The organism is Phenylobacterium aquaticum, from assembly GCF_947378715.1.
Taxonomy (GTDB): Bacteria; Pseudomonadota; Alphaproteobacteria; order Caulobacterales; family Caulobacteraceae; genus Phenylobacterium; species Phenylobacterium aquaticum_A.
The window spans coordinates 1-26,342 of the sequence record NZ_CANCLE010000040.1 but is presented as its reverse complement, the minus strand read 5'-3'; the positions used below and the strand labels follow the sequence as shown (position 1 = coordinate 26,342).

Here is a 26,342-nt window from a genome sequence, read left to right as displayed (position 1 = left end):
GCTCCCCCGCTGGGGAGCTGTCCGCGAAGCGGGCTGAGGGGGCCGACCCGAAGGGTCGGACGCGGCGAGTGGCGCATCCGCTGCTCGCGCGGCGGCCCCCTGCGTCTCCCGACGCTGCGCGCCAGGATCCACCTCCCCCACATCGCGCTGCGCGCTGGGGGAGGAGTAGTCACTCCAGATCCGGATAGGGGCCCTTGCCGCCCTCGGCGATAAAGCGGTCGATGCGGTCGGTGAGCACCGGCATGGGTACGCTGCCCAGTTCCAGCACGGTGTCGTGGAAGGCGCGCAGGTTGAACTTCGGGCCCAGGGCCTTCTCGGCCTTCTCGCGGGCCGCCAGGATGGTCGCCTCGCCCAGGTAATAGGCCAGGGCCTGGCCCGGCCAGCCGATATAGCGGTCGACCTCGGTCTCGATCTCGTGGTCGCTGAGCGCAGTGTTGTCGTGCAGGAATGCTTGCGCCTGCGCCCGCGCCCAGCCCTTGGAATGGATGCCGGTGTCGACCACCAGGCGGGCGGCGCGCCACATCTGGTAGGTCAGCATGCCGAACCGGTCATAGGGCGTCTCGTACATGCCCATCTCGAGGCCGAGCTTCTCGCAATAGAGCGCCCAGCCCTCGCCGAAGGCGGAGATGTAGACCTCCTGGCGGAACTTCGGCTGTTCCTTGTGCTCCATCGCGATCGGCATCTGGAAGGCGTGGCCCGGCGCGCTTTCGTGCAGGGTGAGCGCCGTCAGATTGTACAGCGGACGGGACGGCAGGTTGTAGGTGTTGACCAGATAGACGCCCGGGCCGCCGCGACCGGAAGTGTAGTAGGGGGCGATGTCGTCCGGCACCGGGATGATCGCGAACCGCTTGCGCGGCAGATAGCCGAAATACTGCTCGGCCTTGCCGTCGAACCGCTTGGCGATCCAGGCCGCCCGCATCAGCAGCTCTTCCGGGGTCTTGGCGTAGAACTTCGGATCGGTGCGCAGATAGGTCAGGAAGGCCGGGAAATCGCCCTGGAACCCGGTCTCCTTCATGACGTCCAGCATCTGGGCGTGGATCTTGGCCACCTCTGACAGACCGAGCGCGTGGATCTGGTCGGCGGTCATGTCGAGGGTGGTGAACTCCTTGATCTTGCTTTGATAATAGGCCTTGCCGTCGGGCAGGGTCTCGGCCGCCAGATCGGTGCGCGCGGCGGGCAGATAGGTCGTCCGCATGAAGCTGAGCAGATCGGCATAGGCCGGGATCACCGAGCCCTCGATGGCGGCCAGGGCCTTGGCCTTCAGCCGCGCCTGGTCGGCGGCGGGGATCGAGGCCGGCATCTGCTTCAAGGGGCCGAAATAGGGATTGGCTTCGCCCTTGGCCTCGGCGACCGAGGCGATGGAAGCGTCGCGGCCTTTGAGCACGACCTGGGGCGGGGTGAAGCCGCGCGCCAGGCCGGCGCGCATATTGACGATCTCCTCGCCGAAATAGCGTGGGAAGTCGGTCAGCTGGGTGATGTAGCGCTCATATTCGGCGGCGTCGCGCAGGGGCTTGCGGGCCTCGCCCGTCAGGTCCGACCAGAAGGCGGAGTCGCCGTTCAGCGGCTTCTCGTAGTCCTTGAACTTCTGCTGGTTGATCAGGACGGCGATCTGGTCGTGATAGATCTGGGCGTTGACCTGGGCCTCCGGCGACAGGCTGGCGGCCGGAATGGCGTCCAGCTCGCCCATCACCTTGGTCCAATAGGCCAGGCGCGCGGCCTGGTGGGCGGCGTCGATGCGCGGCAGATGGTCGGCCATGCGATCGGTGGAATCCTCGCCCTCCTCCCCCTCCAGCTCGGCGCTGCGCCAGGCCCATTCGCGGGTGTAGAGCGCCTTGAACCTTGCATCCGCAGATCCGCCAGCCGCTCCAGCGGAGGTGGAGATCGCGGTTGTGGACAGGGCGGTGGCGGCGAACAGGACGGCGAGGCTGAGGCGAGAGGCGAGGCGGGACATGCAGAGCTCCGAAAGCGTGGCGCTATCTGACCCTGAGCCGGTGGGCGGGGCTAGGGGGAACCGGCCTGGCCACCTCATAGACATAAGCCCAGTCGCCATTCGGCGCGTCGTCGTTCGGCCCGAAATCGCTCGGGAAGCCATGGGCGACGACCTTTGCCCCGGCCAGTTCGAGGCGGGCGGCCAGGGCGGCCCTGATCCTTTCGGCGTCGGGCGGGCCGACATCGTGGACGCTCCAGGCCAGGACCGGGCAACCGCCGTGGGCGCGGGGGGCGTAGAGCGGCTTCAAGGTCGGATCGCGCGCCAGCTCGTCGGGCAGGAAGGCCTTGAGCGATCCGCCGCCGCGATAATAGCGGCCGAAGAAATCGACCTCGGCGAGCCTGCGGAAGAAGGAGGTCGAGGGGCCGAAACGGAAGGGCAGGACCACCGGGATGTCCTGGCCCCGGCAGGCGGCCAGGCCGCTGACATAGGCGGCCGATCCCCGCCAATCCTCCATCCGCTGCACGTCGCGCCGCTCCAGGTCGCCCAGGCGCGGCGCCAGGCAGGCGACCACCGCCAGGCCGATCGCCGTCTCCCAGGGCGGCCCGCGTGATCCCAGGGCGGCGTCATAGAGCCAGGCGGCGCCCGGCCAGATCAGGGGGAAGGCGACCAGGACATTCTGGTCGGAGAAGGACGGGGTATAGACCAGGGTGACGATCACCCCCAGCAGGGCGGCGGCGATGGCCGCGAACAGTCCCGCCGCCGCGATCCAGTCGCCCAGCCCGCGATCCGCGCCTCCAGGCGTTTGGGCCGCGCGACCGCGCCAGACCATCATGGCCAGGACGAGGACAGCCAGGGCGGCCCCGACCGTCCAGTCCATGAGATCCTGCCAGACGCCATTGAGCTCCATCTGGAAGAAGGCCCAGTCCTTGCCGAACCAGAGGGCCGCGAAGTCCTGCAGGGTGTGGGCGCGCAAGGCGTGGATATAGGCCAGGGTCACGGCCAGGATCGCCAGGCCGGCGGCGGCCACGGTCGCCTGCACCCGGCGGTCGCGGGTGGTGAGGATGAGCGCGGCGAAGATCATGCCGGTCTGCAGCAGCATGTAGAAATGGCCCAAGGACCCGATCAGGCCCGCCGCGGCCAAGGCCCCGACGGCGCGCGCAGGGAAGGGGCCGCCCAGGGCCAGCCTGCGGCGGATGGCGACCGCCGCCGTGGCCAGGACGGCGCTGGCCAGCATGCAGAAGGCGTAGTTGCGCCCGTTCTGCGATTGCATGAACCACCAGGCCGAGCCGGTCGCCAACAGGCCGGCGAACAGCCGCGCCCGCAGGGAATAGACCCCTCGGGTTCCGCCGATGAAGACGATCACGGCGCCGGTGGCGCACAGCGCGCTCAGGCTTCGAACCGCCGCCTCCGACGATCCGAACAGGGCGATCCAGCCATTGAGCGCCAGATAATAGGCCGGCGGGTGGGTGTCGGTGAGCGCCCGGGCCATGACCTCGCTCCAGCCGCCGTGATGATCGACCACGAACAGGGTGAAGAGCTCGTCGATCCAGTAGCTCGAGGTCGACAGGCCCCGGAAGGCGAAGGCCAGATAGATCGCCAGCAGACCGCCCAGCGCCAGGCTAGGCAGGCGCGGCGCCCAGGTCCTGGCCAGGGCGATCAGGGCGGGCCGGTCCATCAAAGCGCCTTCCCAGGTCGTTGAGTGAAGCGGGGATAAGGCTGCGACGGGTCGCGACTGACAAGCGCCCGCTGACATGACCGGGCGCAAATCGTCCGGAGGGCGGCCCGCCGCTTTACAATCGAGCGCGGCGCGGTCCAATCCGGCGCCCCGCCTCCAGAGCCCCAACACCCATGACCTCTCCGACCATCCTCAAGGATCGCGACCTCGTGCTGTTCGGGGTGTCCAATATGCTGTCGGATTTCTATGAGGCCATCGACGCCCTGGGCGGCCGGTTCGCCAGGCTGGTGGTCAATCAGGCCGAGACCGTGCGGCCGCGCACGCTCAGCTATGTCGAGCGCTTCGCCCGCTTGGGCATCGCCCCGGAAGTGGTCGCCTGGGCCGACTTCCAGCCCCGAGCCGGAGAGCTCTACGCCCTGGGCACCACGGCGGCGGGCCGCGACCTGCTGATGTCTGACGCTCGGGCGGCCTTCGGGGTGGCGTTCGCGGCCATCGTCCATCCGACGGCCCATGTCTCCCGGTTCGTGCGCGTGGGATCCGGCGTGTTCGTGGGCGCCAACAGCGTCGTCGCGCCGGGCGCCGTGCTGGAGGATGGGGCCTTCATCAATCGCGGCGTGACCTTGGGCCACGACAGCCGGCTGGGCCCTGCAGCGCGCCTGATGCCGGGCTGCAATGTCGGCGGTCACGTCAATGTCGGCGCGCGCGCCACGATCGGCATGGGCGCCAACGTGATCGAGGAGCTGGAGATCGGCGACGACGCCTTCGTGGCGGCGGGCGCGGTGGTGGTGCGCGACGTGCCGGCCGGCGGCCGCGTGGCGGGGGTCCCGGCCCGGCCCATGGGCTCATAGGCTGGCCGTGCGCCAGCGCCGCCACATCTCCCGATAGGCGTCCTCCAGGTCTCGGGTGAAACCTGAGGGATCGAAATGGCCGCTGGCCATCAGGCGCGGCCGGATCTCCTGGCGCAGGATCGCCAGATGTCCGAGGTCGCCGGCCAGGGCCACGGCCTTGGCCACATAGTCGGGCCGCGAGGTCGCGATGCAGTCGTCGAGGCCGATGGCGGCCAGCAGGCCGCTGCTGATCCGTTCATAGAGCGCCTGACCCTTGAGGGTCACCACGGGCACGCCCATCCACAAGGCGTTCCGCGTCGTCGTGCCGCCCGTATAGGGAAAGGGATCGAGCAGGATGTCGATCGCGCTGTAGCCGGCCATGTAGGCGGCGAACGGCGAGGCGCCCGCGAAACTCAGTCGACCGGGATCAACGCCGCGCGCCGCGAAGGCCCGGGTGATCTGGTCGATCAGATAGCCGTCGGCGAGGCCAAGATATTTCAGCGCCAGCCGGCTGTCGGGGCAGGCGCGCAGGATCTCGGCCCAGGTGTCGAACACCGCTGCGTTCAGCTTGGAGGGGGCGTTGGTGGCGCCGAAAGTCACGCAGCCCAGGGCCTGTGCGGGCGGCGGGGTGATCGGCAGGTCCTCGAAGGGCTGGTAGCAGGCGCCTGCGCCGGGCATGTGGAAGGCCGCCTCAGCCAGGAAGGCCTCGGTCTCCGGGCCGGCCGTGAAGCGGTCGGTGAGCCGATAGTCGATCTGGCTGAGACCGGTGGTGTTGGGATAGCCGATCCAGCTCACCTGCACCGGGGCCGGCTTGGCCCCGAACACCGCCAGGCGATTGAGGCCGGTGTGGCCGGAGAGGTCGACCAGGATGTCGATCCGGTCGGCGCGGATGGCTTCGGCCAAGGCTGCGTCGTCGAGACCCGCAGCCTCTCGCCAGGCCCCCGGGTGACGTTCAGGGGCAGCGCTCGGCGGGGCGGTTGAATAGATCACCGTCCCGACCCGGGCCGGGTCATGGGCCGCCAGCACCGGGGCGATGAAATTGACCACGGCGTGACCGGCCAGGTCGCCGGAGACATAGCCGACCCGCAGCGGTCGGTCCGGGGTGCGGTCGTTGGCGTGGGGCGCTATCCAGTCCTGGCCGAAGCGCTGGCCGAACTTCAGATGGGCGGCGAACACCGCCTCGCGGCTCACCCCCGGGGCCTGGGTCAGGGCGAAGAGGTAGCGGCTATGCAGACCTGCCGCGCCAGTGGTGTCCACCTGGGCGGCGCGGAACAGCGCCAGCGCCTCGGCATGGCGACCCACCTGGCGCAGGGCGACGGCCAGGCTGACCTGGGCGGCGACCAGGTTGGGCGCCAGCCGCAGGGCGGTCTCATATTCGGGCAGCGCCCTTGACCATCGCCCGGCCTGGCTGTGGATATTGCCCAGATCGATGCGCGGGGCGGCCCAGGAGGGATTGAGATCGGCGGCCTTCTGGAAGGCGTCAAAGGCGCCGGCGCGGTCACCAATGTCCCGCAGCGCCCGGGCGAGCTGGAACCAGGCGCCCGGATCGGCCGGGGCCTCGGCCACAGCCCGCTGCGCCAGGGCGCCGGCCTCAACGGCGCGACCTCGAGACAGAAGCGCTGCAGCCTGTGCGAGTAGCGGACCTATTTCACCCATCCTGGTTTGTTGTGTCCCCTCGCCAGATGCCCGATCGATAGGGGCTCGGAGTTGATTCTGTCAGGTCCAAGCTCTTCAGGATGCGCGCGATCACCCACCCGAGTCTTCTCCCGAGGTCTCCGCCGGCGCCCGTCAGGCTGTATGTCGCCGACCTGCCTGGGGTCGATCAGCTGCTGCCGTATCTGCGCCGGCTGGACGAGACCCGCACCTATTCGAACTTCGGTCCGCTGGAAACCGATCTGCGGCGTGGTCTCGGGCGGCTGCTCGATCCGGCCTGTCCGCCGGAGGTGGCCCTGGCCAGCTCCGGCTCCGACGCCCTGGCCTTGGCGCTTCGGGCGCTGGACCTGCCGCCGGGCGCCCGGGTGCTGCTGCCGGCCCTGACCTTCCCCGCTACGGCCTGGGCCGTCCAGGCCGCCGGCCTGACGCCGGTGCTGGCCGATGTCGACGCTGACGCCTGGGTCCTGACCCCGGAGATCGCTGAGGCGCACCTGGACGGCGTCGCCGCCGTCCTGCCCGTGGCGACCTTCGGCCTGGCCCTGGACGCCGCCGCCTGGGACGACTTCACCGACCGCACGGGCCTGCCGGTGGTGTTCGACGCCGCCGCGGCCCTGATACGCCAGCCGATGCCACGTCGGTGCGTCGCCGTCTTCAGCCTCCACGCCACCAAGCCCCTGGGCGTCGGCGAGGGCGGCCTCGTGGCCGCCCACGATCCGGACCTGATCGACATGGTCCGCCGGCTCAGCAATTTCGGCTTCGACGGTGTCCGCGTGACCCGAGCCTCGGGCAACGCCAAGCTCAGCGAGTATCACGCCGCCGTCGGTCTGGCCCAGCTGGCGCGGGCGCCGCAGATTCGCGCCGCCCTCGACCGGGCGCGGGAGGCCTATGGCCGCCACCTGCCGGCCCATCTGACCCCGCCAGGCGAGATGAGCGGCCTTGTCGTGGCCGTGCCCGCCGCCGCCGAGGCCGCCGCCGGCCTCGCTGCGGTGGGCGTCGAGACCCGCCAGTGGTTCCAGCCGGACCTCACCGGTCACCCGGCCTATCAGGCCATGGCGCGGGCGGGCGACCTGCCCAATACGGCGGGGCTGCGCGGTCGCATCCTGGGGCTGCCGTTCCACGGCCACCTCACGGAAGACGACATCATCCGGGTCTGCGCCCAGCTGCAGGCGATGCTGGCGCTCCGTGCGGCCGTTCCCGAGGTCCAACGGGTCTGAGGTCGCACCGGATTTCGCGGGCGCGATCGGCGCGGTCGGGCTATTGAAGGGGCGAAGGACACCGATCATGGCCACTGACGACGACGCCCCGCCCGCCGACGAGACCCCGATCCAGCGCGCCCTGCGCCTGAAGCAGGCGGCCCTTGACGCCAAGCCGAAGCCGCCACGCGGCGGCCGCTTCCAGCGCGAACGCGCCGCCGCCGCCCAGTCCTCGTCGAAGTCCAAGCCCTGGCTGTCGCGCTAGCGGCCCAGACCATCCCAGATCGTGGCCTTGAGCCGATCGGCCCCGGACGTCGTCTCCGCGTGGCGGATGAAGGCGACCTGAACGCTTCGATAGTCGACCCCGAAGGCGGCCGCGAAGGCGGCTTCAAATCCAGATCCCTGATGCAGACCGGTGATCATCCGGGCCAGACGCGGCTGGACGTCGGCGAAGCCCTGGCCGCCATAGCCGCTGCGCAGATATTCCACGAACCACGCCCCCACGAACTCCAGGCGTCGGTTGGCCTCGGGGTCGGCCAGATCCCCGGGCGCGGTGTCGCCGGTCACCTCTGCGGCGTCCTGGGCCGTATAGCCCAGGATCGCCCGGGCGAGCGCGCGGTCATAGGGCTGCGGGGGCTGGCCGAGGCTGCGGCGGTACATGAAGCCATCGGTCAGGCCCCGGCCTTCGGCGATGAAACCCGGCACGCCGGCGGGCCGGGCCTCGCGGCGATCCTGGATGTGGGTCAGCTCATGCGCCAGGGTCCCCTCGGACAGGTCCGGGTCGGACCTCAGATAGTCCAGGCCGACCTTGAAACTGTTGTCGATGGCGACGCCGAGCAGGCCCGGAGTGTCGGCCACCACCACCCTCAGGGGCGCCGCCAAGGGCGCGGGGTCAGGCCAGGCCTGGATCCGCGCCACCCAGTCATAGGCCGCGGCCACCCGGCCGCTGATCGCCTGGGCCTCTTCGGGGCCGAGGTCGGCCTGGCTCAGGACCAGGAACCGGCCATCCGGAGACGTGTAGATCAGGCGCGCCGCCGCCTCGGCCGGGTGCGCCTGGATCAAGACCAGCGCCACGATGAGGCCACCGCCGCCCAGAGCCCTAGGCATGCGACCTGATCTCCTGCACGATCCTGTCGATCACGGGCGCCCACGTCGCCTCGTTGTCCTGCCGCGCCAGCGCCACGGAGCCGTACCAGGGCATGGTCGCGCCGGTCGCGCCATAGCGCCACTCCGGACTTGCCGGAATCAGGGTCAGGCAGGGCGCGCCGATCGCGCCGCACAGGTGGACCAGGGCGGTCTGGACCGAGACCACCCGGTCAAGGGCGCCGACCAGGCCGGCCAGGGCCTCGAAGTCGTCGATCTCGGCGCGAGGAAACAGGCGGATGGGGTTGGGCCGGCCGGCATTGAACCGCGCCACCTCCTCGGAGACGTCGCCATATTGCAGGCTGACGAACTCGACGCCGTCCAGGTCCAGCAGCGGCGTCAGCTGGTCCAGGGTGAGGGAGCGGCCCTCGCCATTGGTGTGGGCCATGCCGCCCCGCCAGGACAGGCCGATCCGTCGGATTGATCCGCCGCCCAGCCGCGCGCGCCAGGCCTCGGTGACCTCCGGGCGGGGCGCCAGATAGGGCAGACCCGGAAAGTCCTCTCGCCGTGGGCGGAAGGCGTGGCCCAGGTCGCCGGCGGCCACGATCAGGTCCGGCCGGACGCCGGTCAGGGGGGCGCGGGCGTCAACCACGGACACGTCGGGAAAGGACTGGGCGAACAGGCGGGTCAGGCGGGGTTCGCAGGCCAGGGTCACCTGGCGGGCCACCCGGGCCAGGTCAGGGATCATGCTGGCGAACATGATCTGGTCGCCGACCCCCTGTTCGGACAGCACCAGCACCTCGCGCCCAATCAGGTCGGCGGCCGAAATCCGGCGGGTCAGGCGGGTCGCCAGCTCCGGCGTCACCGTGCCCATGCCGTGGCGGGCCTGGGCGGCGATGTCCCAGCGCGCGTCATAGTCGCGCCAGCCCTCGTCGAACCGTCCCAGCAACAGGGCGATCAGCCCCCGGCGGAACCGGGCGTCGTCGAGACCCGGCTGCAGGGCCAGGGCGCGGTCATAGCTCTCCAGGGCCGGCCCGTAGCGGCGCAGCGCCGCCAGGGTCTGGCCGCGATTATAGAGGGTGAGACCGGCGTCTGGCTTCAGCGCCAGGGCGCGGTCGAAACTTTCCAGGGCGTCGAGGGGCCGGCTCAGGGCCTGCAGGGCGACGCCGCGTCCGCTCCAGGTCACCGGATCGTCGGGATTGAGCGCCAGGGCCTTGTCAAAACTGGCGAGGGCGGCGGCGGCGTCCCCGGCCTGCTGGCGGATCAGGCCCTTGAGCCGATGCGCCCGGCCATCCCGCGGCGCACGGCGAATGACGCCGTCGACCTGGACCTCAGCCTCCGCCAACCGCCCGGCCTTGGCCAAAGCCTGGGCCGCAGCCAAGATCCGATCCAGCTCGCTCATGCCCTGGCCCCCTGGGGCGCGACGTTAGATGTTTTTGGTCATGGCGGAGAGGGTGGGATTCGAACCCACGGTACCGGTAAAGGTACGCCGCATTTCGAGTGCGGTGCTTTCGACCACTCAGCCACCTCTCCGGAGCCGTCTGGAGGCCCCCTGGAAGGGGCCCGCCGAGCGAGCGCGGAACCTACTCATCCGACCCCGGCTCCGCAAGAGGCTGTTTGGCCGCTTGGCGAGACCGATGTTTCAGTCGTCGGCGGGCAGAACGGCGACGCCGTCTTCATCGGCATAGAGACGGTCGCCGGGCACGAACACCACCCCGCCGAAGGCCACCGGCGTGTCGACCACGCCCTCGCCGCGCTTGACGCTGCGCATGGGGTGGGAGCCCAGGGCCTTGACCCCCAGTTCCAGGGTTCCGAGCACGGCGGTGTCGCGCACTGCGCCATTGACCACCACGCCCGACCAGCCGTTCTTCACGGCGTCGGCGCCCAGCATGTCGCCGACCAGGGCCCGGTGCAGGGAGCCGCCGCCGTCGATCACCAGGACGCAACCCTCGCCCGGAGTGGCGAGCGTCGCCTTCACCAGGGAATTGTCCTCGTGGCAGCGGACGGTGCGGATCGGGCCGGAAAAGGCGGTGCGGCCGCCATAGTCCTTGAATTGCAGCTCGCAGACCTCGATCTCGTCCTCATTGGCGTCGCACAGGTCGGCGACGCTGATGCCCATTTCGTTGGGAAGGGTCATATGCTGAGGGCCTCACCCTTGTAGTCGTCGCGCAGTTCGCGCTTCAGCACCTTGCCGATATGGCTGCGCGGCAGGCTGTCGATCAGCACAAGGTCGGCCAGGCGCTGGGTCTTGCCGACCTTGCCGTTGACGAAGGCCTTGATCTCGGCCGGATCGGCGCTGGCGCCGGCCTTGAGCGCCACGAAGGCCACCGGGGTCTCGCCCCAGGCCCGCGACGCCACGCCGACCACGGCGGCTTCCAGCACCGCCGGGTGCTGGACGATCTCGGCCTCGAGGTCTGAGGGATAGATGTTGAAACCGCCGGAGATGATCATGTCCTTCTTGCGGTCCATGAGCGTCAGGAAGCCGTCCTCGTCGAAGCGGCCCACGTCGCCGGTGCGGATGAAGCGCAGGCCGTCAGGCGAATACCACTCCGCCTCCGACGTCTTGCCCGGCTGGTTGTGATAGCCGACCATCATCGCGCCGGAGCGGCCCACCACTTCGCCAATCTCGCCTTGAGGAACCTCTTTCCCGTCCTCGTCGATGAGGCGGATGTCGTGGCCGGGCAGGGGCTGGCCCACCGTGTGCAGCTTGTCGGGGAACTCGTGGGCGCGCAGGCCGCAGGAGCCGCCGCCCTCGGTCATGCCGTAATATTCGATCAGCCCGCCGGGCCAGCGCTTCAGGACGTCGGCCTTGATCTCGGCCGGGAACGGGGCGCTCGTCGAGAACTTCATGACGAAGCTCGACAGGTCATAGCTGTCGAAATCAGCCCGCTCCATCAGGCGGCGATACTGCACCGGCACCAGCATGGCGTGGGTCGCGCGGTGCTTTTCCGACAGCTTCAGGAACTGCTCGGCGTCGAACTTGGGCATCAGCACGGCGGTGCCGCCGTTCGACAGGGTGGGCAGGAAAGAGACCAGGGTGGTGTTGGAATAGAGCGGGGTGGAAATCATCGAGACCGATGAGTCCGGATAGACGCCGCGGCGGATCTGGCCCCAGCGCATGGCGTGCGGCTGGACGATGCCCTTGGGCGTGCCGGTGGTGCCCGACGAATAGATGATGTTGAAGCCCTGGTCGGGGGTGACGGTCACCGGGGCGGGCTTCGCGCCGGCCGGGGCCAGCCAGGCCTCGAAGGCGATCCCGGCGTCAGAGCCGTCCAGGGCCACGCGCTTGGCCGTGATCTCGCCCGCCACGCCGGCGAGCGCGTCGGAGACCCCCTTGTCGAGGAAGAACACCTTGGCCCCGCAGTCCTTGAGCATGACCACCAGGCTCTCCGGCGTCGAGGACGGGGCGAGGGGGGCGACCACGCCGCCGGCCCGGAGGATCCCGAAGAAGGTCGCGCCATATTCGACGCTGGACGTCGCGCAGACGGCGGCCACGTCGGCATTCGCCACCCCGTCGCGCTGCAGGGCCACGGCGATGCGGTCCATCAGCCCGTCGAGCTCGCCATAGGAGATGGTGCGGCGCGCATCGACCAGGGCGGCCTTGTCGCCGCGCTCCTGGGCCTGGGCGGCGATCACCTCGGCCAGGGTTCCGAACTCCTGAGTCAGGATCTCTTCAACGGACATGAGGGCCTCCTACCTACCGATCGTTCGAATTGTTGGGTCCTCTTAGGCTGGAAAGCGCGGGACCTGCAATCGCGCGCTTGCCGCCCAGGCCTGCCCTGGAGGAAAGTGTCGGCGACCGCTCTTTCCTATCGGCGGCGACAGCTATTTCAAAAGACGCCTGGCGCTGCGGTCCCGCCGCCGACCAGGCCATTGGGACGGAACATATTATGGCCGACGACACCCCCGAAATGATCTCCCTGGGCGCCAAGCTGCAGCAGTGGGCGGCGCTCAAGCCCGACGCCCCGGCGGTGTCGTGCAAGGACCAGACCCTGACCTATGGCCAGTTCCATCGCCTGACCAACCGCGCGGCCCGCGGCCTGGCGGCCCTGGGCGTCAAGCACGGCGACCTGGTGACCCTGGGCCTGCCCAACTCCATCGATTTCGCCGTGGCCTGCTGGGGGATCTGGAAGCTGGGGGCGACGCCGCAGCCGGTCTCGTTCCGCCTGCCCCAGGGCGAGCTGGAGGCGATCATGGAGCTCGCCAGGACCCCGATCGTCATCGCCGACTTCAAGGTCCAGATCGACCGGCCGCTGGTGACCCTGACCGACATCCTGGCGAAATCCGAAGACGACAGCGACCTGGCCGACGCCACGGCGCCGGTCTCCAAGGCCCCGACCAGCGGCGGCTCTACTGGCCGTCCGAAGCTGATCCTGTCCGGCCAGCCCGGGGTGACGGCGGCGGAGACGCCGGAGGTCGGCGGCTGGCGGATGCGCACCGGATCCATCGCGCTGCTGCCTGCCCCGCTCTATCACAATGCCGGCTTCGGAATGATGATGGCCGCCTTCGGCCAGGGCGCGCACATGGTGATCCTGCCGCGCTTCGATCCCGAGGGGACCCTGGCGGCGATCCAGGCGCACAAGGCGACCTGGATCTATCTGGTGCCGACCATGATGACCCGCATCTGGCGGCTGCCGGAGGAGACGCGGGCGGCCTATGACCTTTCCTCCCTGGAGACCCTCTGGCACCTGGCCGCGCCGTGTCCGGCCTGGCTGAAGGAGGCCTTCATCCACTGGGTCGGGCCTGAGACGGTGATGGAGCTCTATGCCGGCACCGAGGCCCAGGCCGTGACCACCATCACCGGGACCGAGTGGCTGGAGCATCGCGGCTCGGTCGGCCGGGTGACGGTGGGCGAGATGATCGCCATCGGCGAAGACGGCTCGGTGCTGCCGGCCGGCGAGGTGGGCGAGATCTATATGCGCCGCCCGGCCGGCGCGCCGCCGTCCTACAAATATCTCGGCGCCACGGCCAAGACCCTGGAGGGCGGCTGGGAAAGCCTGGGCGACATCGGCTGGTTCGACGCCGAGGGTTATCTCTACCTGGCCGACCGGCGCACCGACATGATCCTGGTCGGCGGCTCCAACGTCTATCCGGCCGAGATCGAGTCGGCCCTGGAGGAGCACGGCGCCGTGCAGTCCTGCGCGGTGATCGGCATCCCCGACGACGACCTGGGCAACCTGATCCACGCCATCGTCCAGACCAAGGGCGCCTGTGACGAGGCGAGCTTGCGCGAGCACCTGTCGACCCGGCTGGTCACCTACAAGCAGCCGCGGACCTATGAGTTCGTCGACGAACCCCTGCGCGACGACGCCGGCAAGGTGCGGCGCTCAGCGCTTCGGGAAGCGCGGCTGAAGCCGGCCTAAGCCGCCGCGTCCCCGAACTGGAGGGCGGCCAAGCGGGCGTAGAGCCCGCCGCGGCTGGCCAGCTCCTGGTGCGTGCCCTGCTCGACCACCCGGCCTGCGTCCATCACCACGATGCGGTCGGCCTTGAGCACGGTGGCCAGGCGGTGGGCGATGACGATCGTGGTGTGGCCGTCCATGGCGCCGTCCAGCGCGCGCTGGACCAGTTGCTCGTTCTCGGCGTCCAGAGCGCTGGTGGCCTCGTCGAGCAGCAGGATCGGCGCCTCGCGGACGAGCGCCCGGGCGATGGCCAGGCGTTGGCGCTGGCCGCCGGACAGGCTACGGGCCCGTTCGCCCAGCGGGGTGTCATAGCCCTGCGGCAGGGCCTGGATGAAACCCTCGGCCTGGGCGGCGCGGGCGGCGGCGTGGATCTCGGCGTCGGAGGCGCCCTCGCGGCCGAAGCGGATGTTCTCGGTAGGTGAGCCGGAGAACAGCGGGCTCTCCTGGGCGACCAGGGCCATGCGGCGGCGAAGTTCGGCGGGATCGGCGTCGCGCAGGTCGACGCCGTCGAGCCGGACCACGCCCGCCTGAGGGTCATAGAAGCGCAGCAGCAGGCGGAAGACCGTGCTCTTGCCGGCGCCCGAGGGGCCGACCAGGGCCACCCGCTCGCCCGGCGCCACGCGCAGGGTGAAGCCGGTCAGGGCCGGCAGGTCCGGGCGGCCGGGATAGGCGAAGGTGACATTGTCGAAGGCGACCTCGCCCGCGCCGGCCACCGGCAGATGCTTGGGGACCGGGGGTGCGGAAATGCCAGGCTCGGCGTCGAGCAGGTCGGAAATCCGCTCCATCGCCCCGGCCGCCTTCTGGACATCGCCCCAGGTCTCGCCGAGCGCGCCGACCGAACTGGCGGCCAGGACGGAGAGCAGGGCGAACTGGAAGAGCGCGCCCCAGCTCATGTCGCCGCGCAGGCCGGCGTGGACGCCCAGCCAGAAGATCGCGACCACCCCGCCGAACACCAGGGCGATCACCGCTGCGGTCATGGTGGCGCGGGCGGTCATGCGGCGCAGGGACGTGCGGAACGAGGCCTCGACCGCCTCGCCGAAGCGGGCGGCGCCGGACGCTTCACGGCCAAAGGCCTGGACGATCTCCAGCGCGTCGAGGGTCTCCCCGGCATGACCAACGGCCTTGGCGAACTGGTCCTGGGTCGAGGCGGTCAGCTTGCGGACCTGGCGGCCGAACAGGAACAGGGGCGCCAGCACGACCGGGAAGATCAACAGCACCAGGCCGGTCAGGTGGGGGCTGACCACCATCAGCATGATCAGGGCGCCGATCAGGGTCAGGAAATTGCGCAGCGCCATGGAGACCGAGGTGGAGAGCAGGCTCTCGACGATCTGGATGTCGGTGGTGAGGCGCGACAAGACCTCACCGGTCTTGGTGGCCAGGAAGAAGGCCGGATCCAGGGTCAGGATGTGGGCGTAGGTCGCCTTGCGCAGGTCGGCGACGATGCGCTCGCCCAGCTTGGTGACGAAGAAGTAGCGCAGGGCGGAAGACAGGGCCAAGGCGACGGCCACGGCGCCCAGCAGGATGAACCAGGCGTCGACCGATTGCGGGTTCGCCTTGGCCGAGGTCAGGTGATCGACCAGCAGGCGGACGGCGGCGGAGAGCCCGAGTGTCGAGGCCGTGGCGGTCAACAGGAAGACGCTGGCGAAGCCCGCATCGGCCTTGTGGGCGCCGATGAACGGCAAGAGTCGGCCCAGCGCTCGGACGTTGCGGCTGCGCGGTCGGCGCTCAGCCGCCTCGGAGATCTCCTGAACCAAAGCGGCGCCTGCCGTCGGCCGGCCGTCCACCTGAGGCTCGGCCCCCAATTCACTCATGAAAATCGCGCCCTTGCTCTCGCCCCGCCTTTTCCTGTATAGGCGCGGCTCGTTCGCGCCCGCCCACTCGGCGGGCCGTCCTCTTTGATGCCGCTCCTTTAGGTCGGATGCCTCCGAAATGAAACAAGACACCCATCCCGACTATCACTTCATCACCGTGGTGATGACGGACGGCACGAGCTATCAGACGCGCTCCACCTACGGGAAGCCGGGCGCGACGCTGAACCTCGATATCGATCCGAAGACCCACCCGGCCTGGACCGGCGGCAACCAGCAACTGCTGGACCGTGGCGGTCGCGTGTCGCGCTTCAACGCCAAGTTCGGCGCGTTCACCCGCAAGTAAGTCGCGGCGGCCCTGGCCGCTTCGATCCAGATCAAAAAAAGCGCCGCGTGAACCGCGCGGCGCTTTTTCTGTTGTCTGGTCTTCTCCCTCCCCCGCGTGGGGAGGGTGGCTGGCGCGGAGCGCCAGACGGGTGGGGCTCTTGGGGCTGACGCAGCTCCCCACTCTGGCCGCTCACGCGGCCTGTCCCTCCCCATGAAGGAGAGGGAGGAAGGTCTTAGCCCCCAAACGCTGAGCGCAGGCGGTCCATGTGATCGGCCACGGGGTTGGCGGTCTCGGTCTCGTCGGCCTCGACATACATGCGGCGGTCCAGGTGGCGGACCCGCTCATAGAGACGCTCGGAGCGCTCCAGCAGGGTCAGGAGACCGGCCGGCAGTTCCTCGGCGGTCTTGGTCGCGCCCGGCCGGCAGACGTCCTCGGCGCCCAGGCGATAGCGGTCGTCGCAGGCGCCCTCGGGCGGCATGTCGCCTTCACGCACGGCGCGTTGCACCAGCAGCCAAGAGGCCACCTGCATCAGCCGGGTGGTCAGGCGCATGCTCTCGGCGGCGTAGGCGAGCGCGGCGTTGCGCGACAGAAGCTTGGACTCCTGGCGGCCAGAGCCGTCCAGATAGCCGGCGGTCTCCTCGACCAGGTCCATACCTTCCTGGAAGGTGCGGTCGAACAGCTCGGAGCCCGCGAAGTCGCGGATCACATCCGCGCGGCGGGCCGTGGTCGGCGCAATGCCATCACTCATAAAAATCGTCCCCGACAAAGTCGTACGCGCCCCAGATCGTCCTTGGACGGGATGTCGTCCGTGGACAGGCGCCGGTATTCGCTTCCCGGCGCTGCAACCCCCGTGCCAAGGCTGGTGGGGCCATCTTCCATAGCGGTCTCAGGTCTGCGACGAGCTGGGACCGAACAGCGCATCCGCCGCCGCCCGCCCCGCCCGCTTGCGGCCGATCTGGGCCTCGCAACGGGCGATCTCGCCGCGCAGGATCTCAATTCGATCCTCAAGCTCGGCCACCGCATAGAGCTCCAGGTCTTCCTTCACGGCCTCGGTCAATCTCTGACCGCGTCCGACGCGGATGCTCGCAGGTTCTTCCATGTGAAGAGCCTCCCTTTGCCGTCCCGTATCAAGCGTCTATCTGAACGCGGACGCAAAGCCTGCGCAAGACCAGGGAGGTCACACCCGTGAGCCAATCGACGACCATGACCGCGATCGCGGTGGAAGGCGGCCGTGGGCCCGCCGAGGCCCTGAAGGCGGTCCAGATCGCCCGTCCGACCCCCGGGCCGGGCCAGATTCTGATCAAGGTCGAGGCTGCGGGCGTCAATCGTCCCGACCTGATCCAGCGCATGGGCGCCTATCCGCCGCCGCCCGGAGCGCCGGAGACGCTTGGCCTGGAGGTCGCCGGCGAGGTGATCGAAGGCGCGGGCCGCTGGAAGGCCGGCGACCGGGTCTGCGCCCTGCTCGGCGGCGGCGGCTATGCGCAATACGCCGTGGTCGACGCCCGTCACGCCCTGCCGATCCCGGCCGGTTTCACCGCAGTCGAGGCCGCAGCCCTGCCGGAGACGGTGTTCACGGTGTTCGCCAATGTGTTTGAACACGGCGGGCTGAAAGCTGGCGAGACCCTGATGGTGCACGGGGCGACCTCCGGCATCGGGGCCACCGCCATTCCCATGGCCAAGGCCGCCGGCGCCAAGGTCATCGGCACCAGCCGGGGCGCGACCAAGACGGCGCAGGCGCTAAAGCTCGGCGCCGACATCGCCGTCGACGTCACCGCCCAGGACTTCGCAGAGGTCGCCAAGCAGGCCGGGGGTTGCGACGTGATCCTCGACATGGTCGGCGGCGACTATTTCTCCAAGGATCTCGACGCCATCAAGACCGGCGGCCGCATCGTGTTCATCGCCGCCCAGGGCGGGGGCGAGGTTCCGTTGCAGATCTTCCGGCTGATGCAGAAGCGCGCGGTGGTCACCGGCTCGACCCTGCGGCCCCGCGACGCCGATGAGAAGGCGCGCCTGGCGGCCGCCGTCGAGGCGACCGTCTGGCCCTGGATCGCGGCCGGCAAGCTCAAGCCGGTGATCGACCGCACCTATCCGCTCGCCCAGGCGGGCGAGGCCCACGCCGCCCTGGAACGCGGCGAGGTGGTCGGCAAGGTGGTCCTGACACTCTAAGAGCTAAGAGGCCTGCCCCGCTTCGAAGGCGGCGCGCCGCGCCTCCTGCATGCGGGTGCGTTCGGCGCGCATTTCCGGGTCCCAGCTTTGACGGGGGCCGACGAACATGCCGCCGTCCACCAGCATGTGGACCCCGGTGACGAAGGCGCTTTCGTCCGAGGCGAAGAACAGGGCGGCGTTGGCGATATCGGCGGGCAGGCCTGGCTTGGCGATCGGCTGGGCGTCGGGCGCCTGTTGGGCCATGGTCTGCTTGATCAGCTCGGCCATGCCGGCGGGCACCGTCTCGGACGGGGTGAAGATATTGGTCAGGATCAGGCCGGGGCAGATGGCGTTGACCCGCACCCCGTCGCGGGCCAGTTCGGCGGCGGCGACCTTGGTCAGGTGGATCACCCCGGCCTTGGCCACCGAATAGGCGATCGGTCCCATGCCCGCCTGCAGGCCGGCGATCGAGGCGGTGTTGACGATCGCGCCGCCGCCCCGGGCCTTCATGTGCGGCAGGGCGTAGCGCATGCCGAGCGCCACCGAGCGCAGCAACAGGCCCTGGCTGCGGTCCCAGGCCTCGCCGGTCATCTCCTCCAGCCGCTGGGGCGAGCCCCCGGCGCCGGCGTTGTTGAACAGGATATCCAGCCCCCCGAACCGGTCGACGGCGTGGGCCATCAGGGCCTCGATCTGGGGCTCGTCGGTCACGTCGCACCGGCGGTAGGCGACCGTCCCTGGAAAGCGCGCCTCCAGGGCCGCGCCAGCCGCATCATCTATGTCGCCGACCAGCACCCGGGCGCCCTCGGCCTCGAACCGCTCGACCGTCGCCAATCCAATGCCAGCACAGCCCCCGGTGATGACGGCGATCTTGCCCTTCAGACGGTCCATGACCCACTCCCCATTTTGTGATTGGGACCTTAGCCGCCGCAAGCGATTGAGCAAACATGACACTGTGGATTGTATTTTGTCCGCTCAATGCACTCTTGGGTGTAAATCGAGGTGAAATATTACACTGGGGTAACCCCGCCGCTTGACGTCGGGTCTGCGCCGAAACAGTCTTTCTGAAACGCGGTATTCGCGCTGGCCAAAGAGCCAATTAGGGGAGGCGATTTTGATCCGTAACAGGATGGGACTCTTTGCGACTGCTTCACTTGCGGTTGTAATTTTCGCAGGCGCGGCACACGCGCAGGGCTCTCAATCGACCACGATCGAAGAACTGGTGGTCACCGCTGAAAAGCGTGAGCAGAGCCTTCAGGACGTGCCGATCGCCATTTCGGCTTTCACCAGCAAACAGCGCGATCTGGTCGGGATCAGCTCGATCCAGGACCTCACCAACTTCACGCCTGGCTTCGTCTATCAATCCGCCAATGACCGGGCGAGCATGCGCGGCATCGGCCGCCTGACGAACGTCCACTCGGTGGACGGCGCCGTGGCCATCTATATCGACGGCCTGTTCACCACCTCGACCGTTCTGGCCGGCGGCCCGCCGCTGGAAACCGACCGGGTGGAAATCCTGCGTGGTCCGCAGGGCACGCTGTACGGCCGCAACGCCATCGGCGGCACCGTCAACGTGATCTCGGCGCGTCCGACCGACACGCCCTATGCCGAGGTCCGCGCGATCGCGGAGAACTTCGGCTTCACCAACTTCCAGGGCGCCGCGTCCGGCCCGCTGGCTGAAAACCTCAGCGTTCGGGTCTCGGGCTACAAGCTCAATCAGAACGAAGGCTACTACACCAACGTCAACAAGGGCATGCCGACCGAAGGCAGCAAGCGTGACGAGTACGAAGTCCAGTTCCAGGTGAAGGCCCAGTTCGGCGAGAACGCCGACCTGTGGATGAACTACAAGACCCTGGAGTGGAACAACCGCGGTGGTCCGGGCGCCCGCGCCGGCTACCTCAACGGTCCGTACGAAACCGGCCTGACCGATCCGAACTTCTCGATCGTCTACAACTCGGCCCACGGCTACACGCCGGAAACCGGCGTGTCGGGCATCGTCCCCGGCAGCCTGGTGCAGTTCGGCAGCGGCACGACCACCACCAACCCGGCGCTGAGCGATCCGCGCAAGTTCAACACCAACGAAGCGCAGCACGTCACACTGACCGACGTGCATTCGTTCACCGCGAACTTCGCCTATCACCTGCCGACCTTCGACATTAAGTACATCGGCGGTCTGCAGAACTATAAGTACGACCTGACCGGCGACACCGACGCCACCAACGTCAAGTCCTACCAGATTCCGCTGGCGGCTGGCTCGGTCTGCGGCAATGTCCACACCCTCTACGGGTTTGGCATCTCGACCGTCGACTGCAGCCCGATGACGGTCAATGCCGACAACACCTATCACTATTTCGAGTACCCGACGTGGTACAGCCACGAGATCAACATCGCGTCGACGACGGACTCGCCGCTGCAGTGGATCGCCGGGGTCTACTACTATAACGAAAAGTACTCCGGGACCGGCAGCACCGCCGACTTCTTCCTGAAGGGTCAATCCTCGCTGCAGACCCCGATCCTCGGCGCCGCGCCGAACCCGGACGGTGTCTGGTCGGCGGGTCACTACGCCCTGACCACCGAGAGCAAGGCCGTATTCGGCCAGATCGACTGGAAGGCGACCGACACCCTGAAGTTCACCTTGGGCCTGCGCTACACCAAGGACCACAAGTTCGGGACGGAATATCGCCGGATCGTCTGTAACTCCGACGTCTGCTATGCGGGCCTCTATCCGGCCATCGGCCTGGCCGGCTTCGGTCCGGGCACTGCGGCCAACTGGGGCAGCCTGCTGGGCAACCTCGGCGCGCTTCCGGCGGTCGGCAAGGCCTTTGGCCTCGGCAACGCCCTGGCTCCTCTGGGCGGCCTGGGCAACGGCGCCATGGACCTGACCGCGACCCTGGCTCCGACCACGACCGCGGCCGGCGCCAAGGGCGTGACCAGCCCGACCGTCTGCACCGGCGCCGTCTGCAAGCAGTACACCATCGATCCGGCCACCGGCGTCGCCGCCCGCAATCTGGGCGACACCTCGGACGCCGTGACCGGCACCTTCGGCGTCCAGTGGGATCCGAGCGAAGGCACCATGGGCTACGCCCGCTACAGCCGTGGCTACAAGGCCTTCGGTCTGTCGGCCGGCAGCTTCCTGGTCGCCCCGGAAGCTGATCCCGAGTTCGTCAATTCCTACGAAATCGGCTTCAAGAAGAGCATTGGCCGCACCCTGCAGGTCAATGCCGCCCTCTACTATCTGGACTATCGCAACCTGCAGGCTCCGGTGACGGTCCGGGTCGGCCCCACCAACGTCAACCAGTTCATCAATGTCGCCAAGTCGCGGTCGGATGGTCTGGAACTGGACGTGATCTGGCAGCCGATCCAGCCCCTGCGGCTGACCCTCGACTACTCCTATGACGAAACCCGGATCCTCAAGAGCGACCTGCTGGTCGATGTGAACGACAACGTCAACACCGGCGCGGTCAGCATCGTTGGCAACAGCCTGCCCCAGGCGCCGAAGACCAAGATCGCGGTCAATGGCAGCTACTCCTTCTTCATGGAGCCCGGCACCCTGACCCTGAGCGCGAGCTACATCTATCGCGACAAGGCCTATGCCAACGTCTTCTCGAAGCCCTGGAACTCTGCTCCGTCTTGGGACCAGATCGACCTTCGCGCCCACTGGGCTCCGAAGGGCAACAAGTACACGATCATCGCCTACGTGAAGAACGTGGCTGACACCGACGGCTATGACGCCGCCGTGGTCGCCTCGAACCGCAACAGAAGCGCGACCGTGGCCAGCGATCAGTTCCTGAACGGCGGTCAAAACCTCGAACTGACCCCGCCCCGGACCTATGGTCTCGAGCTGCAATACCGGTTCTTCTGATCCTGAGACCCTTCCCCGCCCCGCGAGGCGGCGGGGAAGGCGCTCCTCCTGAGACGGCCCGGCCTGTCCTGGAACGCTTTTCCAGGAGCCAGGGCGGGGCGGTTCGCGCTCCCGACGGTGCGCGAAGTTCCAGTAGCGTCTAGCATTCCTCTAGGACGATCTTACGGGCGCGCCGTTGGCCGACGCGCCCGTTTTTCGTGGTCGACGGGCCTGGCCCCCGGCCAGTGTTTCAAAACCGTAAGATCAAAACCGTTGACGGGTGGAAGGGCCTCCCGCACGCTCTGAGGCAACAATGTCGGTGTCCGACCTCCGTGGAGGTGAGGGCGCCGCGCCCAGGGACGAAGCCGCATGACCGCCAAAACCGCGCCCGCCTTGGGCCTGTCTGTCTCTGGCCCGCTCCCGCGCCACCGCACGCCGCCCCACCGCGACTAGTCCACCCCACGCCGTCCTTTGCTGCGCCTGATTTCATACCCAATATTCGAAACGAACCGTCCATGACCCAAACCGCGTCCGTTCCCAGATCGCCCCCTCGCCTGGGGTTCGGCACCAAGACCCTCTATGGCGTGGGCTCGGTGGCCTTCGGAGTGTCCTCGCTGGGACTGTCGTCGTCGGTGCTGCAGCCCTATCTGAACCGGGTGATCGGCCTGCCGGCGCTGTGGGTCGGCACGGCGATCATGTTGACCCTGATGCTCGACGCCCTGATCGATCCGATGATCGGTCACTTCTCGGACAAGCTGCGCACGCGCTGGGGCCGGCGCCATCCGCTGATGTATCTGTCGGTTCCCCTGGTGGCCGTGGCCTGTTTCGCCTTCTGGAACACGCCGCCGGAATGGGGTCCGGCCCGGGCTGGGCCGACGCTGATCCTGCTGCTGGTGCTGATGCGCCTGGCAGTCAGCTTCTATGAGGTGCCCAGCCAGGCGCTCGCTCCCGAACTGGCGCCGGACTACAACGACCGCACGGGCCTGTTCAGCTATCGCTTTTTCTTCGGCGTCGTCGGCGGCCTGGGCATGAATGTCCTGCTCTATCGGGTGTTCCTGAGCCCCGAGCACGGCGGGATTCTCAGCCGTTCCGGCTATGGCCTCTATGGCCTGACTGCCGGCCTGGTGATGGCCAGCACGATCTTCCTGTCCTCGATCGGCACCCACCGGCATATCAAGACCCTGATCCAGCCGCCGGTGCGCAAGGTCCCGACCGCCCAGGTGGTGCGCGAGGTCTGGGGCACCATCACCAACCCGTCGCTGATCGTGGTCATGCTGTCGGGCCTGTGCTCGGGGGTGTCGATGGGCCTGAGCGGCGCGCTCAGCCAGTATTTCTATGTCGAGCTCTGGGGGATGAAAGCTGCGGGCGTCTCGCTGATCGGCCTGGCCGGCGTGGCCGCCTCCCTGTTCGGGGTGGCCCTGGCCGCGCCGGCCTCGCGGCTGCTGGGCAAGAAGCGGGCGATGCTGACCCTGTTCACGGTCTCGGTGGTGACGACCGCCCTGCCGCAGGGCCTTCGCCTGCTCGGCCTGGCGCCGGCCAACGGCTCGCCCTGGATCATGCCCTTCCTGGTCGGCGACTTCTTCATCGCCACGACCCTGGCCATCACCGGCTTCATCATCATCTCCTCGATGATCGCTGACGTGGTCGAGGACGCGGCCGTGAAGACCGGCGTGCGGTCCGAGGGGCTGCTGTTCGCCGCCAATGGCCTGCTCAACAAGTTCACCTCTGGCATCGGGGTGTTCCTGTCGGGCGTGCTCCTGACCGTGGTCGCCTTCCCCAGTCACGCCGCGCCCGGCACGGTGTCGCCGGAGATCATGCGTCACCTGTCGCTGCTCTATCTGCCGGTGACGGCGGGCATGAGCGGCCTCTCGATCCTGGTGCTGGTGTTCTACAAGATCGACCGCGAGACCCACGAGAAGAACCTGGCCACCCTGGCCCAGGCCGCCGCCCTCGCCGAACTGGGCGAGGAGCTCGAAGGCCGCCCCGCCGTCGCCGGCCCCGGCGGCCTCGCGTGAGCCCCGTTTCCTCCAACCCGCAGGATAGTCTCTCGTGACCGACGCCGCCGCGCCCTCTGCCCGCCGCCTCAGCCTGACAACCAAGTTCTTCTACGGCTTCGGGTCGGTGGCCTTCGGGGTGAAAGACAACGGCTTCTCCTATTTCCTGCTGATCTTCTACAATCAGGTGATGGGGCTGCCGGCCCAGACCGTGGGTCTGGCGATCATGGCGGCCCTGTTCGTGGACGCCTTCCTGGATCCGATTGTCGGCCAGATCTCCGACAACTGGCGCTCGCGCTGGGGTCGCCGGCACCCGTTCATGTACGCCGCCGCCATCCCGGTGGCGGTCTCCTATCTGCTGCTCTGGAATCCGCCGCGCGGCCTCGGGCCTCAGGATCTGTTCTATTATCTGATCGCCACGGCGATCCTGATCCGCAGCTTCATCACCTGCTACGAGATCCCCTCCTCTGCGTTGGCCGCCGAGCTGACCACCGAATATGACGAGCGCACCAAGCTCCTGTCCTACCGCTTCCTGTTCGGCTGGATCGGCGGGCTGATCATGTATTTCGCGGCGCTGAAGATCTTCCTGAAGCCCGACGCCGCGCACAAGATCGGCCAACTGAACGCGGAGGGCTACGCCCACTACGGCCTGGCTTCGGCGCTCTTGATGCTAGTGGCGATCCTGATCTCGGCCGGGGGCACCCATGGCCAGATCCCCTATCTGCGCGCCGCGCCGCACCGCAAGTTGACGCTTCTCCAACTGGGGCGGGAGATGCTGGGCACCCTGGCCCACGCCTCGTTCCTGCGGGTGCTGGCGGGCAGCCTGTGCACGGCCATGGCGGGCGGGTTGGCCCTGTCGATGGCGCTCTATATGGCTACCTATTTCTGGGAATTCTCCTCCGCCCAGATTGCGCTCTTCACCTTCTCCAGCCTGACGGCGGCGCTTTGCGCCTTCGCCGCCGCCCCCATCCTGTCCAAGCGCTGGGGCAAGAAGACCGCCTCTATGAGCCTGATCGCCGGCGCCCTGGTGGTCGGGGCGATCCCCATCTCCCTGCGACTGGCGGGCGTCTTCCCGCCCAATCACACCCCCTGGGTCTTTCCCCTGGTGTTCGCCCAGAACATCATCTCCACCGGCTGCTCGATCACTGCGGGCATCCTGATGTCCTCCATGATCGCCGACGTGGTGGAGGATTCCGAACTGCGCACCGGCCACCGGTCGGAGGGGCTGTTCTTCGCCGCCTCGGCCTTCGTCGCCAAGGCGGTGTCGGGGATCGGCATCTTCGCCTCGGGCATGATGCTGGCCGCCGCCCACTTCCCGCAGCACGCCAAGCCTGGCCAGGTCCCGGCGGAGGTCGTTCGCCACCTGGGCCTGATCTATGTGCCGACCCTGGCGACCCTCTATGTCCTGGCGATCCTGGCGGTGTCCGGCTACCGCATCACCCGCGAGAGCCACGCGGAGTCCCTGCGCCAGCTGGCGGCGGCGGCCGATCTGGCCGGCGAGGGCGAACCCGCCTCGTCCGAGGGCCACCTCGGCTGAGGCTCAGCGGATGAAGACGCCCATCAGCAGGGGCCGGGCGAAGACCGAAGGGGCCGCCTTCTGAGTGACGCCGGGCACCCAGAAGGCCAGTTCGGCGCCGGCGTTCAGGGTGGCGTTGAGCATCTGGGCGGCGATGGCCGGGTCGACGGGGCGGATCGAGCCCTCGGCGATGCCGTCGGAGATCATCGAGGCGAAACGGTCCGACACCCGGTTGGAATGGGCGACCTGTTCCTCGCGGATCGCCTCGGGCAGGGCTGACAGGGCCGAGGTGCGCAGCAGCGGTCCATATTCCGACAGTTGGTATTCGGTGAGCGCGGCGGCGGCGCTGGACAGCCTGGTCCACTGATCTCCGGGCAGGGCCATGGCCAGGCGCTGGACGCGGCGCATCACCTCGAAGGTGCGGTCGAAACAGGCCACCACCAGGTCATCCTTGGCGTCATGGTGGTGATAGAACGAGCCCTTGGTGACGTTCAGTTCGGCGGAGATCTTGTCGACCGAGGCGCCCTTGTAGCCGCGCGCATTGATCAGCCGGGTGGCGGCCAGCAGGAAGGTCTCGCGCCCGTTCTCCTGGCCCTCGCCGGCCGCCAGCTCGGCCAGGGGCGCCGGGATCGGGGCCCATTCCGCGCCGGGCGCCGCGAAGCCGCCGATCAGGATGTCGTACATCCGCTCGCAGATCCGGGGATAGTCCTCGGGATCATACTTGGGCAGCCAGGCCGCCGCCCAGAACAGTTGCTCCAGCAACATGTGGGTGCGGGCTGTGCGGCGGCCGCGACCCAGCCAGGCCAGCTCCGGCGCCTCGAACAGGGCGCGCACCTTGCGGAACCCGGCCATGAAGGCCTCGACCACCTCCGCCCGCCGGGGATTGTTCAGGGCGCGGACATCGGCCAGGGAGGGCAGGGCCGGGGCCTCGCCCACGGCGGTCAGCCGCAACC

21 protein-coding genes and 1 tRNA gene are annotated in these 26,342 nt (G+C 68.6%); 9 read left to right on the top strand and 13 right to left on the bottom strand.

Annotated features, from left to right (window positions below):
* Window positions 1-169: 169 nt before the first annotated feature.
* Both Q7P21_RS07555 and Q7P21_RS07550 read right to left on the bottom strand, forming a co-directional pair.
* Window positions 170-1,951 carry a DUF885 family protein gene (locus Q7P21_RS07555; RefSeq protein WP_304176478.1) on the bottom strand — a complete coding sequence of 594 codons (1,782 nt, stop codon included), beginning with the start codon at window positions 1,949-1,951 and terminating at the stop codon, window positions 170-172.
* A gap of 22 nt (window positions 1,952-1,973) precedes the next feature.
* On the bottom strand, window positions 1,974-3,605 hold the full coding sequence (locus tag Q7P21_RS07550; RefSeq protein WP_304176476.1) for a hypothetical protein: 1,632 nt from the start codon (window positions 3,603-3,605) through the stop codon (window positions 1,974-1,976).
* Window positions 3,606-3,778: 173 nt separating this feature from the next.
* Between Q7P21_RS07550 and Q7P21_RS07545 the strand changes: the two genes are divergently transcribed.
* On the top strand, window positions 3,779-4,453 hold the full coding sequence (locus Q7P21_RS07545; RefSeq protein ID WP_304176474.1) for a DapH/DapD/GlmU-related protein: 675 nt from the start codon (window positions 3,779-3,781) through the stop codon (window positions 4,451-4,453).
* On the opposite strand, the gene Q7P21_RS07540 is transcribed toward Q7P21_RS07545, so the two are convergent.
* Window positions 4,448-5,998, bottom strand: a complete 1,551-nt coding sequence (locus Q7P21_RS07540) for a tetratricopeptide repeat protein (RefSeq protein WP_304176472.1) — start codon at window positions 5,996-5,998, stop codon at window positions 4,448-4,450. The two genes, Q7P21_RS07545 and Q7P21_RS07540, sit on opposite strands and share 6 nt — an antisense overlap.
* A gap of 170 nt (window positions 5,999-6,168) precedes the next feature.
* Between Q7P21_RS07540 and Q7P21_RS07535 the strand changes: the two genes are divergently transcribed.
* Window positions 6,169-7,299 (top strand): aminotransferase class I/II-fold pyridoxal phosphate-dependent enzyme, encoded by a 1,131-nt coding sequence (locus Q7P21_RS07535; protein WP_304167618.1) that lies wholly within the window; start codon window positions 6,169-6,171, stop codon window positions 7,297-7,299.
* 67 nt (window positions 7,300-7,366) lie between these two features.
* A complete protein-coding gene (locus tag Q7P21_RS07530; RefSeq protein WP_304167616.1) occupies window positions 7,367-7,543 on the top strand; it encodes a hypothetical protein in 177 nt (58 codons plus the stop codon).
* Here Q7P21_RS07530 and Q7P21_RS07525 read toward each other — a convergent pair.
* The 5 genes from Q7P21_RS07525 to Q7P21_RS07505 all read right to left on the bottom strand — a co-directional run bounded on the left by Q7P21_RS07525 (window position 7,540) and on the right by Q7P21_RS07505 (window position 12,045).
* Window positions 7,540-8,385 (bottom strand): hypothetical protein, encoded by an 846-nt coding sequence (locus tag Q7P21_RS07525; protein ID WP_304167613.1) that lies wholly within the window; start codon window positions 8,383-8,385, stop codon window positions 7,540-7,542. The two genes, Q7P21_RS07530 and Q7P21_RS07525, sit on opposite strands and share 4 nt — an antisense overlap.
* Entirely contained in the window at window positions 8,378-9,763 is a 1,386-nt protein-coding gene (locus tag Q7P21_RS07520; protein WP_304167611.1) for a tetratricopeptide repeat-containing glycosyltransferase family protein, read from the bottom strand. The genes Q7P21_RS07525 and Q7P21_RS07520 overlap by 8 nt, the downstream gene beginning before the upstream one ends.
* Window positions 9,764-9,804: 41 nt before the next feature.
* A tRNA-Ser gene (locus Q7P21_RS07515) sits at window positions 9,805-9,894 on the bottom strand.
* A gap of 109 nt (window positions 9,895-10,003) precedes the next feature.
* Window positions 10,004-10,498: a ribonuclease E activity regulator RraA gene (gene rraA, locus Q7P21_RS07510; protein WP_304167608.1), complete on the bottom strand. Its 495-nt coding sequence runs from the start codon at window positions 10,496-10,498 to the stop codon at window positions 10,004-10,006.
* Window positions 10,495-12,045, bottom strand: coding sequence for a class I adenylate-forming enzyme family protein (locus tag Q7P21_RS07505; RefSeq protein ID WP_304167605.1), 1,551 nt, complete (start codon window positions 12,043-12,045; stop codon window positions 10,495-10,497). Before Q7P21_RS07505 ends, rraA begins: the two co-directional genes overlap by 4 nt.
* 206 nt (window positions 12,046-12,251) lie before the next feature.
* On the opposite strand from Q7P21_RS07505, the gene Q7P21_RS07500 reads away from it, so the two are divergent.
* Entirely contained in the window at window positions 12,252-13,724 is a 1,473-nt protein-coding gene (locus Q7P21_RS07500; protein ID WP_304167603.1) for an AMP-binding protein, read from the top strand.
* Here Q7P21_RS07500 and Q7P21_RS07495 read toward each other — a convergent pair.
* Window positions 13,721-15,571 carry an ABC transporter transmembrane domain-containing protein gene (locus tag Q7P21_RS07495; RefSeq protein WP_304167600.1) on the bottom strand — a complete coding sequence of 617 codons (1,851 nt, stop codon included), beginning with the start codon at window positions 15,569-15,571 and terminating at the stop codon, window positions 13,721-13,723. The genes Q7P21_RS07500 and Q7P21_RS07495 overlap by 4 nt on opposite strands.
* 118 nt (window positions 15,572-15,689) lie before the next feature.
* Here Q7P21_RS07495 and rpmE point away from each other — a divergent pair, with 118 nt between their 5' ends.
* Entirely contained in the window at window positions 15,690-15,914 is a 225-nt protein-coding gene (gene rpmE / locus Q7P21_RS07490; RefSeq protein WP_242565567.1) for a 50S ribosomal protein L31, read from the top strand.
* 214 nt (window positions 15,915-16,128) lie between these two features.
* Here the strand turns inward: rpmE and Q7P21_RS07485 are convergent, their stop codons facing one another.
* The gene (locus Q7P21_RS07485; protein WP_304167596.1) at window positions 16,129-16,644 is read right to left on the bottom strand and encodes a DUF1465 family protein; all 516 of its coding nucleotides are present in this window, start codon (window positions 16,642-16,644) and stop codon (window positions 16,129-16,131) included.
* 138 nt (window positions 16,645-16,782) lie between these two features.
* On the bottom strand, window positions 16,783-16,995 hold the full coding sequence (locus tag Q7P21_RS07480; protein WP_304167593.1) for a DUF1192 domain-containing protein: 213 nt from the start codon (window positions 16,993-16,995) through the stop codon (window positions 16,783-16,785).
* A gap of 104 nt (window positions 16,996-17,099) precedes the next feature.
* Here Q7P21_RS07480 and Q7P21_RS07475 point away from each other — a divergent pair, with 104 nt between their 5' ends.
* Window positions 17,100-18,062: an NAD(P)H-quinone oxidoreductase gene (locus tag Q7P21_RS07475; protein WP_304167637.1), complete on the top strand. Its 963-nt coding sequence runs from the start codon at window positions 17,100-17,102 to the stop codon at window positions 18,060-18,062.
* A 3-nt stretch (window positions 18,063-18,065) separates the two neighbouring features.
* Here the strand turns inward: Q7P21_RS07475 and Q7P21_RS07470 are convergent, their stop codons facing one another.
* Window positions 18,066-18,929: an SDR family NAD(P)-dependent oxidoreductase gene (locus Q7P21_RS07470; protein WP_304176470.1), complete on the bottom strand. Its 864-nt coding sequence runs from the start codon at window positions 18,927-18,929 to the stop codon at window positions 18,066-18,068.
* Between the two features lie 331 nt (window positions 18,930-19,260).
* Here Q7P21_RS07470 and Q7P21_RS07465 point away from each other — a divergent pair, with 331 nt between their 5' ends.
* From Q7P21_RS07465 to Q7P21_RS07455, 3 genes are all read left to right on the top strand, one after another.
* Entirely contained in the window at window positions 19,261-21,900 is a 2,640-nt protein-coding gene (locus Q7P21_RS07465; protein WP_304171869.1) for a TonB-dependent receptor, read from the top strand.
* 494 nt (window positions 21,901-22,394) lie between these two features.
* The gene (locus Q7P21_RS07460; RefSeq protein WP_304176468.1) at window positions 22,395-23,894 is read left to right on the top strand and encodes an MFS transporter; all 1,500 of its coding nucleotides are present in this window, start codon (window positions 22,395-22,397) and stop codon (window positions 23,892-23,894) included.
* Between the two features lie 34 nt (window positions 23,895-23,928).
* On the top strand, window positions 23,929-25,410 hold the full coding sequence (locus tag Q7P21_RS07455) for an MFS transporter (protein WP_304176467.1): 1,482 nt from the start codon (window positions 23,929-23,931) through the stop codon (window positions 25,408-25,410).
* Between the two features lie 3 nt (window positions 25,411-25,413).
* Here Q7P21_RS07455 and Q7P21_RS07450 read toward each other — a convergent pair.
* On the bottom strand, window positions 25,414-26,342 hold a 929-nt coding region (locus Q7P21_RS07450; protein WP_304176465.1), incomplete at its 5' end, for a TetR/AcrR family transcriptional regulator.